The 16,806-nt window shown below is 40.9% G+C and carries 16 protein-coding genes; 4 read left to right on the forward strand and 12 right to left on the reverse strand.

Annotated elements, in window-relative coordinates; all coding sequences use genetic code 11:
- Positions 1-162: 162 nt before the first annotated feature.
- From LX92_RS03500 to LX92_RS03525, 6 genes are all read right to left on the reverse strand, one after another.
- On the reverse strand, positions 163-1,524 hold the full coding sequence (locus LX92_RS03500; RefSeq protein ID WP_109648864.1) for a mannosyltransferase: 1,362 nt from the start codon (positions 1,522-1,524) through the stop codon (positions 163-165).
- A gap of 94 nt (positions 1,525-1,618) precedes the next feature.
- On the reverse strand, positions 1,619-3,103 hold the full coding sequence (locus tag LX92_RS03505; RefSeq protein WP_109648865.1) for a cellulose synthase family protein: 1,485 nt from the start codon (positions 3,101-3,103) through the stop codon (positions 1,619-1,621).
- 1 nt (position 3,104) lies between these two features.
- Complete coding sequence (locus LX92_RS03510; protein WP_109648866.1) at positions 3,105-3,794, reverse strand: glycosyltransferase; 690 nt, start codon at positions 3,792-3,794, stop codon at positions 3,105-3,107.
- On the reverse strand, positions 3,794-4,279 hold the full coding sequence (locus LX92_RS03515) for a toxin-antitoxin system YwqK family antitoxin (RefSeq protein ID WP_109648867.1): 486 nt from the start codon (positions 4,277-4,279) through the stop codon (positions 3,794-3,796). The genes LX92_RS03510 and LX92_RS03515 overlap by 1 nt, the downstream gene beginning before the upstream one ends.
- Positions 4,280-4,281: 2 nt before the next feature.
- Entirely contained in the window at positions 4,282-5,862 is a 1,581-nt protein-coding gene (locus LX92_RS03520; RefSeq protein WP_109648868.1) for a 4Fe-4S binding protein, read from the reverse strand.
- 6 nt (positions 5,863-5,868) lie between these two features.
- Positions 5,869-7,215 (reverse strand): NAD(P)/FAD-dependent oxidoreductase, encoded by a 1,347-nt coding sequence (locus tag LX92_RS03525; RefSeq protein ID WP_109648869.1) that lies wholly within the window; start codon positions 7,213-7,215, stop codon positions 5,869-5,871.
- Between the two features lie 173 nt (positions 7,216-7,388).
- Here LX92_RS03525 and LX92_RS03530 point away from each other — a divergent pair, with 173 nt between their 5' ends.
- The 3 genes from LX92_RS03530 (at position 7,389) to LX92_RS03540 (ending at position 10,523) form a co-directional block, all read left to right on the forward strand.
- Positions 7,389-8,390 carry a glycoside hydrolase family 113 gene (locus LX92_RS03530; protein ID WP_109648870.1) on the forward strand — a complete coding sequence of 334 codons (1,002 nt, stop codon included), beginning with the start codon at positions 7,389-7,391 and terminating at the stop codon, positions 8,388-8,390.
- Between the two features lie 158 nt (positions 8,391-8,548).
- Positions 8,549-9,469 (forward strand): N-acetylmuramoyl-L-alanine amidase, encoded by a 921-nt coding sequence (locus tag LX92_RS03535; protein ID WP_109648871.1) that lies wholly within the window; start codon positions 8,549-8,551, stop codon positions 9,467-9,469.
- Positions 9,470-9,521: 52 nt separating this feature from the next.
- Positions 9,522-10,523 carry an N-acetylmuramoyl-L-alanine amidase family protein gene (locus tag LX92_RS03540; protein ID WP_109648872.1) on the forward strand — a complete coding sequence of 334 codons (1,002 nt, stop codon included), beginning with the start codon at positions 9,522-9,524 and terminating at the stop codon, positions 10,521-10,523.
- On the opposite strand, the gene LX92_RS03545 is transcribed toward LX92_RS03540, so the two are convergent.
- Genes LX92_RS03545 through LX92_RS03570 form a run of 6 tightly spaced genes read right to left on the reverse strand, consistent with a single transcriptional unit; the run spans position 10,520 to position 14,989 of the window.
- Positions 10,520-11,227, reverse strand: coding sequence for a TIGR04283 family arsenosugar biosynthesis glycosyltransferase (locus LX92_RS03545; RefSeq protein WP_109648873.1), 708 nt, complete (start codon positions 11,225-11,227; stop codon positions 10,520-10,522). The genes LX92_RS03540 and LX92_RS03545 overlap by 4 nt on opposite strands.
- Complete coding sequence (locus tag LX92_RS03550) at positions 11,214-11,969, reverse strand: DUF547 domain-containing protein (RefSeq protein ID WP_109648874.1); 756 nt, start codon at positions 11,967-11,969, stop codon at positions 11,214-11,216. Before LX92_RS03550 ends, LX92_RS03545 begins: the two co-directional genes overlap by 14 nt.
- Before the next feature lie 58 nt (positions 11,970-12,027).
- The gene (arsM, locus tag LX92_RS03555; protein WP_109648875.1) at positions 12,028-12,993 is read right to left on the reverse strand and encodes an arsenosugar biosynthesis arsenite methyltransferase ArsM; all 966 of its coding nucleotides are present in this window, start codon (positions 12,991-12,993) and stop codon (positions 12,028-12,030) included.
- On the reverse strand, positions 12,990-13,811 hold the full coding sequence (locus tag LX92_RS03560) for a purine-nucleoside phosphorylase (RefSeq protein WP_109648876.1): 822 nt from the start codon (positions 13,809-13,811) through the stop codon (positions 12,990-12,992). Before LX92_RS03560 ends, arsM begins: the two co-directional genes overlap by 4 nt.
- Positions 13,808-14,479: a TIGR04282 family arsenosugar biosynthesis glycosyltransferase gene (locus LX92_RS03565; protein WP_109648877.1), complete on the reverse strand. Its 672-nt coding sequence runs from the start codon at positions 14,477-14,479 to the stop codon at positions 13,808-13,810. The genes LX92_RS03560 and LX92_RS03565 overlap by 4 nt, the downstream gene beginning before the upstream one ends.
- Before the next feature lie 15 nt (positions 14,480-14,494).
- Positions 14,495-14,989: a rhodanese-like domain-containing protein gene (locus tag LX92_RS03570; protein ID WP_109648878.1), complete on the reverse strand. Its 495-nt coding sequence runs from the start codon at positions 14,987-14,989 to the stop codon at positions 14,495-14,497.
- 77 nt (positions 14,990-15,066) lie between these two features.
- Between LX92_RS03570 and LX92_RS03575 the strand changes: the two genes are divergently transcribed.
- Complete coding sequence (locus LX92_RS03575) at positions 15,067-16,629, forward strand: glycoside hydrolase family 32 protein (RefSeq protein WP_109648879.1); 1,563 nt, start codon at positions 15,067-15,069, stop codon at positions 16,627-16,629.
- Positions 16,630-16,806: the final 177 nt, after the last annotated feature.

Genomic DNA, 16,806 nt, shown 5'->3' on the forward strand with positions numbered 1-16,806 from the left:
GGACTCACCTATTCCCATAATAATATACACCCTTACGGGCGGCGACGTGTGGGTGTGAAAGAACGATTTGGAGCAGATGTCCAAATAATCGTAGAAATATGTAATTCGTTCTTCATGATGATTCAAATGTACAAATTAATTTGAAACAGCAAGGTTTGGGGTTTAATTTTTGCGAAAAAGTAGTTTTTGGCCGTGATGCCTGAATAATTCGAAAATTAAAAATCCATACACAACAATATATTCAATGGCTAGGAGTCCCAAATGCTCTTTGAAATCGGTTTGTGTATAGGCATAATAACTTAGAATTACGACCATGGACCATGCTAAGGGAAACTTGTATTCGGTAAAAACAGCAAGTAAGACCATGAAAACAATATACCATGGATGAACAATGGTAGCCAAAAGATAGTAGGTGGTAAGGATATAGAGCATTGAGGAAATCAATACCGATAAATTCTGGTTTTTTCTCAGGAAGGTGGTTAGTACAACAATGGATATTGTGATGAATGGTATGATCCTTCCATACGTTTTGATCAATTCCCAGGGCTTGGCATCAAACCGCACGGCTATTTCCTTGATCAGGTTGTATAGGCCGGAATTGAATTCGAAATTTGAGAACCAGAGCCCTACAGTTTGTGAATAATTCACAATGAATTCCGAAGAGATAAACGGAATAAGGATGACTAATAGGGTCGCCATTATCACGGCATAGAATTGGAGGCTTTTTTTAAACCCGAAATGTTTCAGGAAAAGGGGTAGAAACATTAGTGGAATCAGTTTTATGGCAATGGAAAGCGCATAGATTACTGCAGCCAGTATCCATTTTTTAATGGACAACAAATAAAGTGAAGTCACAAAAAAGAAAAGCATCACCCCCTCAAAATGGAGGTTTCCCGTAAGCTCTATGATGACCAAGGGGTTCAGGAAATACCAAAAAATCAGATGGGGGGAAAGATTTAGGTTCTTGAGTAGTTTGCGTCCAAAGTAGAGTATTCCAATATCCGAAATAATGATAAGGGACCGCATTGCTATTACGGAGCCTAGAATACTTTGTCCGCCCAACCAAGTGGCCAAAGCAAAAATAAACTGATTCAAAGGTGGGTAATTGCTGAAGTGTTTTGCACTTAATTCACCCATTCCCTGATAAAGTATGTCGGCATTGGATATAAGTAAATCCTGATTTGCAATCAATGTATTGGGGACCTCCAAGTACGGGTTAATGAAATTCCGCACTAGTTCACCATCCCAAATAAAGCGGTAATAATCTTGGGAGAGGTTGGGTTCAATGAATAGGAAGATAAGTCTAAAAAGCAGCCCTACCCCCAGTAGGAACCTAAAATTCCATTTTTCAAATTGAATGAGTTTATAGCATAAGAAGAACAGCACACCACACAAAGTGATCAACTTTATAAAGTCGGTGCGTTCTAAGTGATATGCGAATGTATAATAAAAACCTAGGCTCAGTAGGGCCAACAATATCGGAATCTTATGAAGTTTCCAATACGTGAAAAGTTGGGTAGGCATTTAGTTATAAATTGGTTTAATGCAAATAACTGAAAAAAAAGAGTAATACTAAATAAGAACCGATCAATGTTGAATCTTAATCGGGATTATAATGTTATGCTCTTGAAGTAAGTGATTTGTAGAAGACAAAACCAAAACCACTAAATAACATAAAATGGAAAGGGAACAACCCGAAATCATTTAACGGAACGGCACTGTACATCCCAAAGAGGAAATATACCATCAGGGCAAACTCCAGAATCATGTTCGGCGAAAGTTTTTTGGTGAGGTATTTATTGCCTTTCCAACTATCGGTAATACTGTTCAAGTTGAATTTAGGGGTTCTTACAAACTCACTTCTCTTACCCATATGTCCTTCCAATACGGCAATGGAGTTATGCAATGAAAACCCTAGGGCAACCGAGAAAAAGGTAAAGAACAACTTAATGTAATCGACAAAATTGTCAAAGCTACTGCCTTGTATGCTTTTGTAGGTGAACCAATAACAAACGAAAAGGATGATCGTACTTACTACAAAGAAACTCAATACATCAAAGGCCCAATCCAATTCTGGGTACAATGCCTTAATGTACATGGCGGGGATACTTAATAACGATACCAGGAATACGCATAGGAACATAGAACTGTTCAACAAATGCATGACCCCATGGAATTTGGTTTTAAAGGAAATATTTTTGGCCGTAATAACTTTCCAGACCGATTTCCTGAAGTTTTCGGCACCACCTTTGTTCCAGCGGAACTGTTGTGATCGGGCGGCACTGATTACAACGGGTAATTCAGCAGGGGTTTCCACATCCTCCAGATACTTGAATTTCCAATTTTTCAGTTGGGCCCTATAACTTAAATCGAGGTCTTCCGTTAAGGTGTCCCCTTCCCAGTTTCCGGCATCCAAAATGCATTCTTTACGCCATATGCCCGCAGTGCCATTGAAATTGATAAAATGCCCTTTTGCATTCCTGCCAACTTGTTCCAAGGTAAAATGTGCATCCAGGGCAAAGGCCTGTATTCTTGTCAAAGTGGAGTAATCGCGGTTGATATGGCCCCATCGGGTCTGTACAACCCCAATTTCCTTATCCTTAAAATAAATAACGGTTTTCTTTAGCCAATCGGGATCGGGCAGAAAGTCAGCATCGAAAATGGCAATAAAATCACCTTTTGCGATCTCTAGACCTTCTTTGAGTGCCCCAGCTTTAAAGCCTTTACGGTTTTCCCTTCGAATATGTTGAATATCCAGCCCGCTTTCCTGTAATTCTTTTATTTGTTCCGAGGTAATATTGACGGAGCTGTCCGTAGAATCATCAAGAACCTGGATTTCCAACTTACTTTTGGGATATTCGATCTTTGCGATATTCTCCAATAGTCGCTCCATAACATATTCCTCATTGTAGACCGGAAGTTGAATGGTGACAAATGGAATTTCTTTCGGATCTAAGAGATTGAATTTTGGCGCTGTCTGATTTTGCCGCTTATAGCCTAGATAATTGACCAATAGGTTCAATTGTGCCAAACTGTAAAAAAATATCAATAACAGCGCAATGCTGTAAATGGTAATGATTATATAAGAGATTATAAGACCCATATTACTTGATGCTGTATTTGAAAATCCAACCAAGAATTTTTATGCCTGCAAATATACTACCTTTTACGGTACCCGAGACCTTGGAGACTCCTATTCTTTTTTTGTAACGCACTGGCACTTCGATATATGTCATTTTCCTTTTTAATGCCTTTAACTGCATCTCTACGGTCCATCCATAGGTTTTGTCTTCCATTTTCAAGGCTAGTAACTTGTCATATTTTATTGCTCTAAACGGTCCTAAGTCGGTAAATGTTGCCCTAAAGAACAATTTCATTAAGCTGGTGGCCAGCCAATTGCCGAAAACCTGTTGGGGTGTCATACTACCGGATTCCCTTAAATGCTTTACCCTGGCGCCGATTACAAAATCAATATCTTGTTCTATGATAGGTTGCACAACCTTGGTCAGTTCTTGTGGGTAATCGGAATAATCACCATCAATAAATACGATTATATCCGGTTTAATTGATTGTTGTGCCACGTATTGCATACCCCGAAGACAGGCGTAACCGTAGCCCATCTTGGTTTCGGTCAAAACCGTGGCCCCGGCTTTTTCGGCCGTTGTAGCGGTGTCATCGGTTGAATTATTGTTGACTACGATGATTTCTGAAACCGATGCCGGTATTTCGTGTATGACCTGTGCAATGGAATCAGCTTCATTATAGGCGGGGATAATAACTTTTATGTGGGTCATTATTTTAGATCGGATAGTTTGTTATCTCGACGAAAATCAATAAAACGGAACCATTCCTTGATTTTGTTTCCATTTTGATATTTTTCAGCCGAGACCAGTTTTTTGTTTTTATATTTCAGGCAGTATCCGTTCTTCTTTCCTTTATAGAGCTGGCATTTGTGGTAGATTCTTCCTTTTGTGTCATAAAACAACCACCAATTGTCCATTTGGCCATGCAAATAATTTCCTTCCTTGACTCGAATTCTGTCAGGGCGGTAAAAATACCAATACTTTTCCCTTTTATCGTATTTAAAATGACCCTGTTCTGAAATTGTGCCATTCTTATGATAGAATTTCCAGTATCCTGTTTTTTTTCCGTCAACGAGCCAACCTTCCGATTTTGGTTTACCGGATTTATAGAAATCCTTGTAATATTTCGGTGGGTTATTGTTTGTTGCCGGAATAATGAAGGCAAAAAATAATGCTATCAGTAAGCTATGGGGCATTTCTACTTCCTATTGACCAATTCCATCAAATCGGGATCATTGCCCAATAAGATTTCTGTTGGATTTATCCGGCCTTGTTCAGGGCCATTTTCCAATTTCAATACCCCTCTAGGGCAAACAGCGGAACAAACACCACAACCCACACAACTGGAGCGAACGATGTTCTCCCCTTTTTGGGCATAGGCCCTTACATCGATACCCTGTTCGCAATAGGTTGAACAGTTGCCACATGAAATACATTGTCCACCATTGGTGGTTATTCTGAATCTTGATTTAAACCGCTGGACAAATCCCAAATAGGCTGCTAAAGGGCATCCAAAACGGCACCAAACACGATTCCCGAATATGGGATAGAAGCCCGTACCGATAACACCCGCAAATACCGCACCTATCAAAAAGCTATAGGTATCCATGATACTTTGAACTTTTATGCCTAGTACCGTGCCTGTTTCGGCAAAAAATCCATAAAGCGTAAAACCTGTCATCACCAAGGCAAACAGTAAGACCCCATGGATCAACCAGCGTTCAACTTTCCATGAAAAGAGCGATTTACTTGAATGTTGCCTATAGGGGTCCCCTAAGGTTTCGGCCAATCCTCCGCAACCACAAACCCAGGAACAATACCAACGTTTGCCAAAGAAATAGACCATTACCGGAACAATGACGACAGTCAAGACAATTCCCCAAACAAGTATGAATAGGCCAATGCCACCACTATTGAGCAATGATTTTAGATTCCATTGGAAAAAGAAATCATAATCCAACGGAAAGGCGTTCTTAAAATCATAATAGGGCATTTGAAGGCGTACCATGATTTCAGGAATTAAAAAGGCAAATACGATCTGGAAGAACAATACCGACGTTGTCCTGACCATTTGGTACATATTATGGCGGTATTTTATATACATACGCACGGCCATCACAACCATAACCACACAATACATGAATCCGTAAACAAACCATTGTCCGGCAAGGTTTCCACTGAGTGATTGACTGATAGGGTCTACCAAATAAGTCCAATTCACGGCATATTCCGAACGGAAATAGAGTATAAGGTAGAAGGAGACCAGGAAGATAAAGACCATCCAGGCTATCCAACCCCTATTTGTGGCATTTTCATGATAAATACCGTTGTTCTTTATGCCTTTCTTACCCAATAGAACCACATTGGGGAGAATGAACATCAGCGCACCGATAATGCCAAGGCCAAAAGTCAAAAACCACATCAAACCTTTGTTCTCCACAATGAAACCACTCCCGGAAATCTTGCCGAGTTCTGCTGCCATGTCATGTGGCTTGGTATAGATAATCTTTTTGTATTCCTTGTTTTTACGATGTTGCGCATTGGCCGCATCAAGGGCATGGGTGACTTTTGGTGCAAACGAAAACATGCCCTCAAAATTTTGACCGACTACGTTTTCTTGTATATCCGAAATGAACAAGTCACTTTTGATTCCTTTTTGACCGACAAAATCCCCAAACTGTTTTGGGGATAGGCTGTAGGTGCCAACAACAGGTAAAGCGGCAAAAATTGTCAGACCCATCAAGAATATGATAAGGCCTATGTTTTTTATTATTTTCATCGGGTCTTAGGCTATTTTAAAAATTCGTTTCCAACTTTTCTTTTTGGGGGTTATGCTGGTTCCCATTTCAGTATTGAATTTGGCAACGATATCAGTCTCGTATTGAGCATAGAATTCAGGGTCGAAATTAGCGTCCTTTAAATATTCCATCACATATTCCACATTTCGTTCTTCGGTAAGCCATCGGTCAAAAATTTCATGCCGCATACGTATTCCGAAGGTATTGATCCCTAAGAATTTATTCGTGTCGGAATGATAGGCGACGGTAATACAAATCTTTTCTTTCGGATGTCGCCAGTGAAAGTGTTTTTCAGAATCCTTCTTTGTCCTTTCGCTGAATACCCAACCGTAGGTTTGATATTCCACATCCAAAAATTTGGCCGAATTGAACCAGTGGCCCGGTTTATATTCGGTTTTGTTGCCACAGATGGTCTGGGCTACGGTCTCACCCATCATACGTCCTGTATACCAAACAGCCTCAATAGGTCTACGGTTCCCGATAGCTTCGTGTTGTTCGGCGCAGTCCCCAATGGCATAGATGTCAGTGATGTTGGTTTCAAGCAGGCGATTGACCTTTACACCCCGACCAATTTCAATTCCACTGTCTTTTAAAAAATCAATATTTGGTGATACACCGGCGGTAAGTCCGACAAATTCACATTCAATAACATCGCCTTTATCGGTTTTTATAGCTTTGACCCTGCCGTGTTCATCTGGAAGGATTTCGGTCAAATTGGTAGCCAATCTTAGATCGATATGATGTTCTAGTATATGTTCATTGATCATTTGTGATTCCCCGGAAGGAAGGACACCATTCCAAAAACTGTTTTCCCTAACCAGAAATGTTACGGGAATATTCCTAGAGCGAAGCATTTCGGCAAGTTCAATACCGATTAATCCACCACCAACGATGACAGCCCTTTTGCAGGTTTTATTATTGGGGGCATATTTTTCAACACCGTCCAGATCCTGTTTGGAGTATAAACCCTGTACCCCTTTTGAATCTTGACCCGGCCATCCAAATTTATTGGGTTTGGACCCCGTGGCAATAATCAATCTGTCATAACGAATGTCCGCACCGTCTTTTAAGCGTAGTGTTTTTTCTTTATGGTCAATGCCCTCGACATAGGCATTTACGAGATCGATCCTATTCTTTTTCCAGAACCAATCTTCATAAGGCTGAGTATGTTCGAATTTCATGTGGCCCATGTAAACGTACATCAGTGCGGTTCGAGAAAAGAAGAAATCCGTTTCGGCAGAGATGATACTTATACGCTTGTCGGATAGCTTTCTAATGTGTCTGGCCGCTGTAACCCCGGAGATGCCATTACCTATGATAACGATGTGTTCCATATGATTTTTGATGGTTGTTTGGTTTTAAGTCGTAACTAAATATAGGAACTTAATCCATATTCCGATATTTTATGTTTTTAATTGATTTCCAGTCAATTTAAGCAACCCTGTATTTTCACGATCAAAGCACGTATCATTAATTATAGTATATTTAAAAACTTAATGTAAGCGGAATGAGGCAATTGGGGTTATTGATTTTTTGTTTGTTGCAGTTTTCCTGTACTAGCCAGGTCAAGGAAAAAATAAATGGGGTCAGTTTTGTCGCTTCACGGGAGAAAGTGGGGCAACAGCATGTTGATGAGATCCTGAATATCAATGCCAATCATGCTGCGGTTATGCCTTTTGGATTTATACGTGAAATTAATTCACCTGATATTATTTTCGATACCGAACGACAATGGTTCGGAGAAACCAAAAGTGGGGCCAAACAGTATATTCGAATGTTGCATAAAAATGGTGTTCAGGTAATGCTAAAGCCACAAATCTGGATTTGGAGGGGGGAATTTACAGGGACTTTGAAGATGCAAACCGAAGAAGATTGGCAAGTCTTGGAAGCATCCTATGAAAAATTCATCCTGGCCTATGCCCATTTGGCCCATGAAACCCAAACCGCTATTTTTTGTGTTGGTACGGAGTTGGGTCAATTTGTAAAAAATAGACCTGTATTTTGGAAAAATTTGATTGGAAAAATCAGGGAAGTGTACAAGGGTAAGCTGACGTACGCCGCGAACTGGGATGAATATCCTGGGACTCCATTTTGGGAATATGTCGATTTTATCGGTATTGACGCATATTTTCCGCTATCTGAAGAACGTACCCCTACTGTTACGCAATTGAAAAATGGGTGGAAAAAGCATAAGGAAAGGATGATGCACTTGTCCAAGGAAAAAGGCAAGCCCATATTATTTACCGAATATGGTTACCGAAGTATGGATTATACAGCCAAGAAGCCATGGCTGGTAGACCGAAGTGTTCAAAACGTAAACCTCGATGGTCAGGTGAATGCCAAAAAGGCCATTTTTGAGGAGTTCTGGGGCGAGGAATGGTTTGCGGGGGGTTATGTCTGGAAATGGTTCATTAATCATGATAAGGCCGGGGGCGGTAAGGATAACCGGTTTACCCCCCAGAATAAGCCTGCCCAATTGGTCATAAGCGATTTTTATAAATTGTATTGATTATTGGCATTAAGCCCATGACATGACTGACTGATAAGGTTTGTTTTGATCATTTTTTTCAGAATACAGGAATGATCATATTATTAATTGGTCAACTTGGGTTTTGTATTTGCATTTGGCAAGTATTTTTGATAAACTTTGCGTAAACATTGATCCGCGTGACGTTTATAAAAAATTTAGCAGTATCATTATTGGTATTGACCTCTATTGAAAGTGTATTTTCCCAAAAAAACTTAGAAACCGTCGTTGCCAAGAATGGAGATGGAATTCTCTCGATTTTACGAAACGAGGGCATCGATATCGCTAAGTACTACGAACAGTTTCTTGAATTGAACGAAGCTAAATTGAGTAACGGTAGCCGTTTGGCCATTGGTGAAACGTATGTAATACCACATGCCCCCGATTCTTTTAAGAACAGGGGGGTATTGGTACAAATAGGCAATGGCGGGGAAAGACCGATTTTTGATGAAGAGCTGGCCACTTTAAGACGTAAAGACAGTTCCTTGATCAATACGGTATATTATTTGATAGAACATGATGGGGTAGGTACTAGGGTACAAAGTGCCCCCAAGGATGGTATTGCTGTGAACATGGCAAGGAGGTTGCTCCAAAGTGGGGCAAGGGTGTATCTGTTAACCAGTGAGGCGAAGGATTCTTTGGGGTTGATAGACTATGTTGGGGAGATAAACAAAAAATACCTGAAACATAATGGGGATTATCAAAGGCTAGTGGTGATGAATGTCGACGAAGTGAATCCAAAAACAAAAACCGATGTAATGGTCTACCATTATGCGGAGAGTGAGGAAAGTAAAAGATTTGCTGCCAACATATTGAAGGTTTTTGGTGGGAATGTTGTAAAACAAGGGTCACTGGAAGATTATTCCAAGGTCTTTACAGATTTTAAAAGCATAGCATTCGCAAAGAATATTTTACCGCCTATTACCTTTATAAATATGGGTTCAGAACCTGCTGATGACCAAAAAACCATGAAGGTGACCGCCAATAGGGAAAATATAGCCAACCTAATTACCAATGGAATTTTATCGGATTATTCCAATACGGAATTTGAGGAAAATTAGTAGAAAGGTGAAAGTGAAAATTAATAATTACATATTTCCAATAGTGTTTTTCATGGCTATTATAGCCACTGGACAGGATGCCTATATCGCTGTAAAGGCGGAAAAGGGTGATGGGGTATATTCCCTTCTGCGGAAACAGGGGGTCGACCCATACGAGACTTTTGATGATTTTATTGCTTTAAACTCTGAAAACCTTCGTGATAGTATCCATTTATACGAGGGAAGAACCTACTTTTTGCCCAGTGTCGATTCAACATCCACAACAAAAGCCGATAAAGTTGTAGCGCCAAAATTGGAAGATAGGCTTTCCTATCCCTTATTCGGGGAGGGGTATTCCGACGTCGCCATAAAAAGTACCCGCTTAAAAGGGGCTGTTTATTATTTGATATCAGGGCATGGAGGGCCAGATCCGGGGGCAATGACAAAATATGGGAACACTTATATTTCAGAAGATGAATACGCCTATGATTTAACCTTGCGGTTGGCTAAGGAACTTATGGCCCACAGCGCTTTGGTCTATGTCATCATACAGGACAAGGATGACGGTATACGCGATGAACGGATATTGGAAATGGATAGGGATGAGGTCGCCTTTCCGGACAAGACGATACCATTGAATCAAACTGCCCGGTTAAAACAGCGGGTTGAAATTGTGAATGACCTTCATAAAAAACATAGGGGGCAATTTCAACGACTCATAGTGACCCATGTAGACAGTCGTAGCAAAGGGCAGAATATCGATGTTTTTTTCTACCATCATGCAAAAAGCAAGAATGGAAAGAAATTGGCCGAAAGTATACACAATACATTTAAGGAGAAATATAGAAAATACCAACCCAATCGTACTTATACAGGTACTTTTCAAGACCGGACCTCGCTTTACCTTGTAAAGAAAACCCATCCGGCAATGACTTTCATCGAGATTGGGAATATCAAAAACGATAAAGACCAGAAAAGGATATTGGAGCCCGATAATCGTCAAGCCTTGGCCAAATGGATCTCTGAAGGTGTTATTTTGGATTTTGAGAGCGGGGAAATCGGACCGATTCGCTAGAGGGCTATCTTTCGTTTATAATAATCATATAACTGTTCCGGACCTGCGCCTAAATAGTTCTTAAGGTGTATTATCCCAAAATGATATTGCAGCCTTATAACACCATGTTTTCTGTACTTTCTGGCAGAGGTTTGAACGTGGTGGGGAATTATCCTAAAACCGGTTCTCTGGTATAAACGACCAATGAACTCATTGTCTTCAAAAACGATATAATCCTCATTGAAGCCTTTGGTTTTAGTAAAAAGTTCTTTGGTGACAAATAGCGATTGGTCACCCCCCCTACAGATTTTATGGTTGTATCTGGTGAGCCAGGCAAAGAAACGCAACACCCAATGGCCACTGTCAAAACGCATTTGAAAACACCCGGATTCATGGTCTTTTGAAGTTGCGGAGAGAATGTGTTGGTCAAAATCCTTTGGGGGAAATGTATCGGCGTGTAAAAAATAGAGGATTACGCCCTTTGCGTGTTTGGCCCCTTCATTCATTTGTTTGGCTCTCCCTTTTCCGGTTTGGAGCACTGTTGCCCCTGCATTTTTTGCAATTTGAACGGTGTTGTCGTGGCTGCCACCATCAACAACGATTATTTCGGCGATATGGTTGGCGTTACTGTTTTCCTTTAGATAACCAATGAGTTTCCCGATTTGTTCTTCCTCATTGAGTACGGGGATAATAATGCTGATGGTTGGGGTATTATCGCTTTTCATTCAAACTCCAGTCATACGTTAAATAATCAATTTCCGCATTTTGTGAAATCTCAATATCCACATATTTGTTCAGGTAGTCGATCAGTGGACTTTTTGTTGTAAAGTCGTCTCCATACCATTTGAATATTTTTGATAAGGCAACCGTATTTTGTGAGATTTTATTCTTTGTGGGGTCGTTTATAAAATCGAAAGTTGCCTTTTTAAGCTGCTCTTCCAATTCATTGGCGGAATAGGCGCTGTTCAATAGTTTGGGACAGGAATAGGATGCGCAATTAATGGCAAAATGAATCCGTGGTTCGTCCATTTTTCGAAGAATATCGTGCTCTATTTCCCCTAGGGAAAAGCTGTCTACCCCAATCTTCAGGCGGTCTTTGCCCCAAGGCCTGAAAATATCCTTTATACTCTCCAAAGGGTAATTATCGACTATCAACTGAACCGTCCCTGCATTGTATAGGTTTATGTAATAGGCCAATTGCTCTTCTTTGGGTGCGGAATTGGCAATGGGGTTTTGGGATAGGTATTCGAGATAGCTCCTTAATTGGTCCCTATCGGCAACAAAACCTTTGTAGTCGACATTCCCTTTTTCATCCACATGCTTTTTCAACAAAATGTCCCATGGGGTATGGTCAACTGTTTCAACACTACCTTCCAAGGTGGCACGGGATGGCTTCTGGCCAAAACAATTCAGTAATAGGAAAAATGGCAGTGTTATGCCCAAGATGTATTTAAGTTTGATCATCATCCGATTTTAGGAATATATATATCCTTTAGTTTCATTTCATGATCAAACCTTACATAAATCAACAACAACCACCGCCATTGTAATGCCAAGTGCTTTCGCTGATATGAATGGGCGCGCCGGTTTTTGCCAATGCAGCTGCGGTTTTGTCACAAATGGCCAAAGGTTGGTTTTGAAGTAAAACGTGTCCGGCATTATCATCAAAATACGCCTCGTCACCATAATAGATAGCGGTTTTCCCCGTAAAAATACAAGGTCCATCCTTAGGCATGGGGTCTTTTATTGCGGCAATTTCAATAGATTCAATAAATATCAGTTCGTCGGTGGGATAGTGGTTGGGCGATAATACCCGATATGATTTCCGCGCCCTGACCTCAATAGTCCCAAAACCTGCATCGGTTAAGGCCTTGATATAATCTTTCATGGGAATACTTCCGCTTAAGCAAAGTGCCCGGAGTCTATCGTCATTGCGCAATGCCTCGTTCATGGGCTGTTCACAGATAGGATCGCTCATGACCAATCGACCGTGTGGTTTAAGAACCCGGTACATTTCGCCAATGGCTTTTTTTAGGTCTTCGGCCTTAAAGATGTTGAAAAGACAGTTTTGGGCCGCAATATCAATACTTTCATCTGCAATGGGCAGGTTTAAGGCATCGCCTTTGACAAGGTTGATATAGTCACTTTTAAACCAATCGTTTTCTTCTTCGGCTATCTTAAAATTCTTTCTGGAAGCCTCGAGCATTTCATCGACCACATCCACACCCGTAACACCGCCTTTTTGGCGTGAGAAATAGGAGAATTGCAAAAGTTCCATACCGCCACCAACACCTACATACAAAACCTTTGGGTTGTTTACTAAATCCTGGGCCGAAACCGTACTCCCACATCCATAGTTCATTTCCTGCATAATTTTGGGAATAGACAACCCAGGGAACTGCCAAATAGGATTTGTGGTACAGCATAGTCCTACATCCGGAGTTAGGGCAGCTTCTTTGTACAAGTCGTTCGTGGCTTCTAAATAGCTCATAGTTCTTTTATTAGTTCTGTGAAAAGTTTGATCATTTTGGGCTCCGTGTCGTTTGCGATCTTTATGATTTCCTGAATATCGACGGGTTCAAGGTTGTCAGGGTCGCACTCATCGGTCAATACGGACACGGCAACCATGGGCAATCGTAAATGGTTGGCGACGATTACTTCGGGTACAGTGCTCATGCCCACTGCATCGGCGCCGAGGATTTTCAACATCCTGTATTCTGCCTTAGTTTCCAATTGTGGACCTACGACTGCTGCGTATACCCCTTTCTGTAAGCGTATATTCTCTCGTTTGGCAATTGCCTTGAGTTTGTTGCGCATGATAGGGTCATAGGGCTCGCTCATATCCACAAAACGATCTCCGAATTCATCGACATTACTGAAAGCCAACGGTGATCCCCCCTGAAGGTTTATATGGTCCTCGATCAACATAATATCGCCTTTTTTGAAATCGAGGTTAATGGCTCCTGCGGCGTTCGAGACGAATAACTTTTTAATTCCAAGCCTGTGCATAATCCGGATGGGATAGGTGACATCCACAAAATCATAACCTTCATATAAATGGAAACGACCTTCCATAACAACAGCTTTCTTACCCTCTATGGTGCCATAGATCAGTTTGCCTGAATGAAATTCGACCGTTGCCAAGGGAAAAAATGGTATGTGGTTGTAATGCGCTATAATGGGGTCTTCAATGGCATCGACCAATTGGCCCAAGCCTGTTCCCAAAACAATGCCGATTTCAGGGTTGTCAAAACCCTTTTCTTTTAAATACTCAGTGGATTCTTGTAGTTCTTGCTCAGATAATCTCATATATTCTTCAAATAAGTTTGAAAAGCTTTTATTGGTAAAACGTCTTCATAAAGGTCAATATCATTCTTGGTTTCCAAATGGAACACTTTTTTGCCTGTTAAGTCATTCATGGTATCCTCAAGCACTTTGTTTTTTCCCCATGCCTTATTTTTAAAGACGGCATCGGTATAGGATTTCATTCCCAATAGATAATATCCGCCATCCAAGGCAGGTCCTATCACAAAGTCATTTTCATTAAGGGCGTTGAAGGCTTTTTGTATATCGGTACCCTCCAAATCATACATGTCGCTACCGATAATTATGATTTTTTCAAATCCGTTTTCAAAACCTGCCCGAAAAGCATTCGCCATCCGTTCCCCTAAATCGGTTCCCACTTGCAATCGTTTATCAAAAATAAGATTATCCCAAGAATCATCCTCCCAAATCCCTTCCGAATAATACACGTGTTTGTGTACATGCAGATCTTTGGTTATGTCCGCGGTATGCCTAAGTAGATACTTGTATATATCCAAGGCCACTTGGTCCCCGACCTTTGCCGCCAATCGTGTTTTGCATTTTCCCAAAACAGGATTTCTGGTGAATATGAGTAATAGTTCCCTGGAATTGACCAAATGGAAATGAATGGCCAAAGCGTCTTTTTTTTCAGTATTTTGTTGAATTAAACCCATGCATTTTGGATTGACTTATTCATAAATTTTCTCTCCTTTTTCCAATAACCTGCCCCATAATCTATTATAGGCGTGTACTTTTTCCGTTTCATTGCCTTCCGTATCAAAAACCGGATACCCTAAATTCTTCCATTTAAATATACCACCATACAGGTTTTGGATATTGGTATAGCCCATTTCCTGGAGTCTTTCGCCAATATCCTCTGACCTAACCCCTATAGAACAGTAAACGACAATCGGGGTGTTAAGGTTGGGAATGGCGTTTTGTAGGTGTTGTGCGTCAAATTGGTCATAACCCACCCAAAGCGCCTGTTCCAAATGACTTATTTTAAACTCTTCCAATTTTCGGGTGTCGAGGAAAACCAGACTGTCCTTGGCAACGGCTTCGGACACCTGTATGTAAGGCACTGTCCCATTATTGAAAACCCTCAGGGTCCTGTCCATTTTTTTTTGGGCGACCATTGATGCCACACAAGAAAAGAATATACTAATGAAGGATATGGTTTTCATACAATGTAAAATGTTAAAAGTAAAGGTACTATATTATGGGATTTTGTTATCTTAACCTAATCAATAAAAATACCATTATGGTTTATAGATCACTTGCAATTATTTTTGTTTTAACCGTTCTGGTTGGGTGTAAGCAAAAAAAACAAAACGCACCAAATGTTATGGTTAGTGGTAAGACGGAACATTACCAAGAGCCTTACAGGCCCCAATATCATTTTTCCCCAAAAGAAAAATGGATGAACGACCCCAACGGTATGGTATATTATAAAGGGGTTTATCACCTGTTCTATCAATTTTATCCCGAGGATATTGTTTGGGGTCCGATGCATTGGGGGCATGCTGTCAGTGAGGATCTTTTGCATTGGGAACATAAACCCATAGCACTATATCCCGATGAACACGGATTGATATTTTCTGGGAGTGCCGTTGTTGATGAAAATAATAGTTCAGGATTCGGTACTGAGGAGAACCCTCCGCTCGTGGCAATTTACACCTATCATCTAATGGAAGGCGAAAAGGCTGGTAGGAAAGATTTTCAAACACAAGGAATCGCTTATAGCCTTGATAATGGTGACACATGGACCAAGTATGCGGGTAATCCGGTCATTGGGAATGAGGGAATCAAGGATTTTCGGGATCCTAAGGTCATGTGGCACAAGGAATCGGAAAAATGGATACTCACGTTGGTAGCCGGTGATCATGCCAGATTTTATAGCTCTGAAAACCTCAAGGAATGGACGCTTTTAAGTGGATTTGGAAAGGATAAAGGTGCGCATGGCGGTGTTTGGGAGTGTCCAGACCTAATACCAATGACGGTCGAAGGGACTGATGAGGAAAAGTGGGTTTTGTTGATCAGTATAAATCCAGGGGCCCCCAACGGGGGTAGCGGTACCCAATATTTTGTGGGTGATTTTGATGGGAACACGTTTACCACAGATCAAACGGAAACGAAATGGATTGATTTAGGTACGGATAATTATGCAGGGGTAACCTACAATAATGCTCCGGAAACCAATCCAATTTTTATTGGGTGGATGAGTAATTGGACTTATGCCAGGGATACGCCAACTGAAAAATGGCGTAGCGCAATGACGATGCCCAGAAAATTAATGTTGAATAAAACGGAAGGGGATTATCAACTGTTCAATTATCCTATTGATGGTGTTGATAAAATCATATCCGAAAAGGAAGGTATCGATGTTGGCATAGCCGCCAATGCAACGGAAACCATGTCATTTAAAAACCTCAACCAGTCGGAAATCAGGTTCACGACCAGTTCAAGGGATTTTCAATTGAAGTTAAGTAATAGCGCCAAGGATGAATTGGTATTGACCATAATGGGAGAGGATAAAACCTTTATTCTTGATAGGTCTAGATCGGGAAAAGTCGATTTTCAGGAAGATTTCGGAAAGGGCGTTCAGCAAATGCCCTTGCCCCTTTTGCCTGAAGGGGAATATGAGGTTCGTATGCTGGTCGATTGGTCGTCTATTGAAATATTCATCAACGGAGGGCAGTATGTGATGACTTCCCAGATATTTCCCAATGGAAATTATACAGATCTAACCATTAAGAATCTATCGGGGGATAAACTTCAATGTAATGATTTTCAAGTGAATGAAATAAAAAGCGTTTGGGAGTGATCCCTAAAAAAATGTTGGTATTATATAAAAAAAGCGTTCGGGAAATCGAACGCTTTTTTGTGGTGCCGCGGCTGTGCGAAGTCTGTGACTTCGTACCCGACCCTTCGGGGGAACCAGGGGCAAATTATTTTTTCAGGATCAGGTCATCCAATATTTCGGGGTTTTCAATGACTTTCT

The sequence above is a fragment of the Maribacter polysiphoniae genome (genome assembly GCF_003148665.1).
Lineage (GTDB): Bacteria > Bacteroidota > Bacteroidia > Flavobacteriales > Flavobacteriaceae > Maribacter_A > Maribacter_A polysiphoniae.

Bases quoted from the DNA above. Each gene is read 5' to 3' on its own strand.
- arsM (WP_109648875.1), bottom strand. From the start codon at position 12,993: ATGAGCTATTTAGAAGCCACGAACGACTTGTACAAAGAAGCTGCCCTA.
- LX92_RS03510 (WP_109648866.1), bottom strand. From the start codon at position 3,794: ATGACCCACATAAAAGTTATTATCCCCGCCTATAATGAAGCTGATTCC.
- LX92_RS03570 (WP_109648878.1), bottom strand. From the start codon at position 14,989: ATGAAAACCATATCCTTCATTAGTATATTCTTTTCTTGTGTGGCATCA.
- LX92_RS03575 (WP_109648879.1), top strand. From the start codon at position 15,067: ATGGTTTATAGATCACTTGCAATTATTTTTGTTTTAACCGTTCTGGTT.
- LX92_RS03550 (WP_109648874.1), bottom strand. From the start codon at position 11,969: ATGATGATCAAACTTAAATACATCTTGGGCATAACACTGCCATTTTTC.
- LX92_RS03545 (WP_109648873.1), bottom strand. From the start codon at position 11,227: ATGAAAAGCGATAATACCCCAACCATCAGCATTATTATCCCCGTACTC.
- LX92_RS03525 (WP_109648869.1), bottom strand. From the start codon at position 7,215: ATGGAACACATCGTTATCATAGGTAATGGCATCTCCGGGGTTACAGCG.
- LX92_RS03520 (WP_109648868.1), bottom strand. From the start codon at position 5,862: ATGAAAATAATAAAAAACATAGGCCTTATCATATTCTTGATGGGTCTG.
- LX92_RS03540 (WP_109648872.1), top strand. From the start codon at position 9,522: ATGGCTATTATAGCCACTGGACAGGATGCCTATATCGCTGTAAAGGCG.
- LX92_RS03515 (WP_109648867.1), bottom strand. From the start codon at position 4,279: ATGCCCCATAGCTTACTGATAGCATTATTTTTTGCCTTCATTATTCCG.
- LX92_RS03500 (WP_109648864.1), bottom strand. From the start codon at position 1,524: ATGCCTACCCAACTTTTCACGTATTGGAAACTTCATAAGATTCCGATA.
- LX92_RS03505 (WP_109648865.1), bottom strand. From the start codon at position 3,103: ATGGGTCTTATAATCTCTTATATAATCATTACCATTTACAGCATTGCG.
- LX92_RS03565 (WP_109648877.1), bottom strand. From the start codon at position 14,479: ATGGGTTTAATTCAACAAAATACTGAAAAAAAAGACGCTTTGGCCATT.
- LX92_RS03560 (WP_109648876.1), bottom strand. From the start codon at position 13,811: ATGAGATTATCTGAGCAAGAACTACAAGAATCCACTGAGTATTTAAAA.
- LX92_RS03530 (WP_109648870.1), top strand. From the start codon at position 7,389: ATGAGGCAATTGGGGTTATTGATTTTTTGTTTGTTGCAGTTTTCCTGT.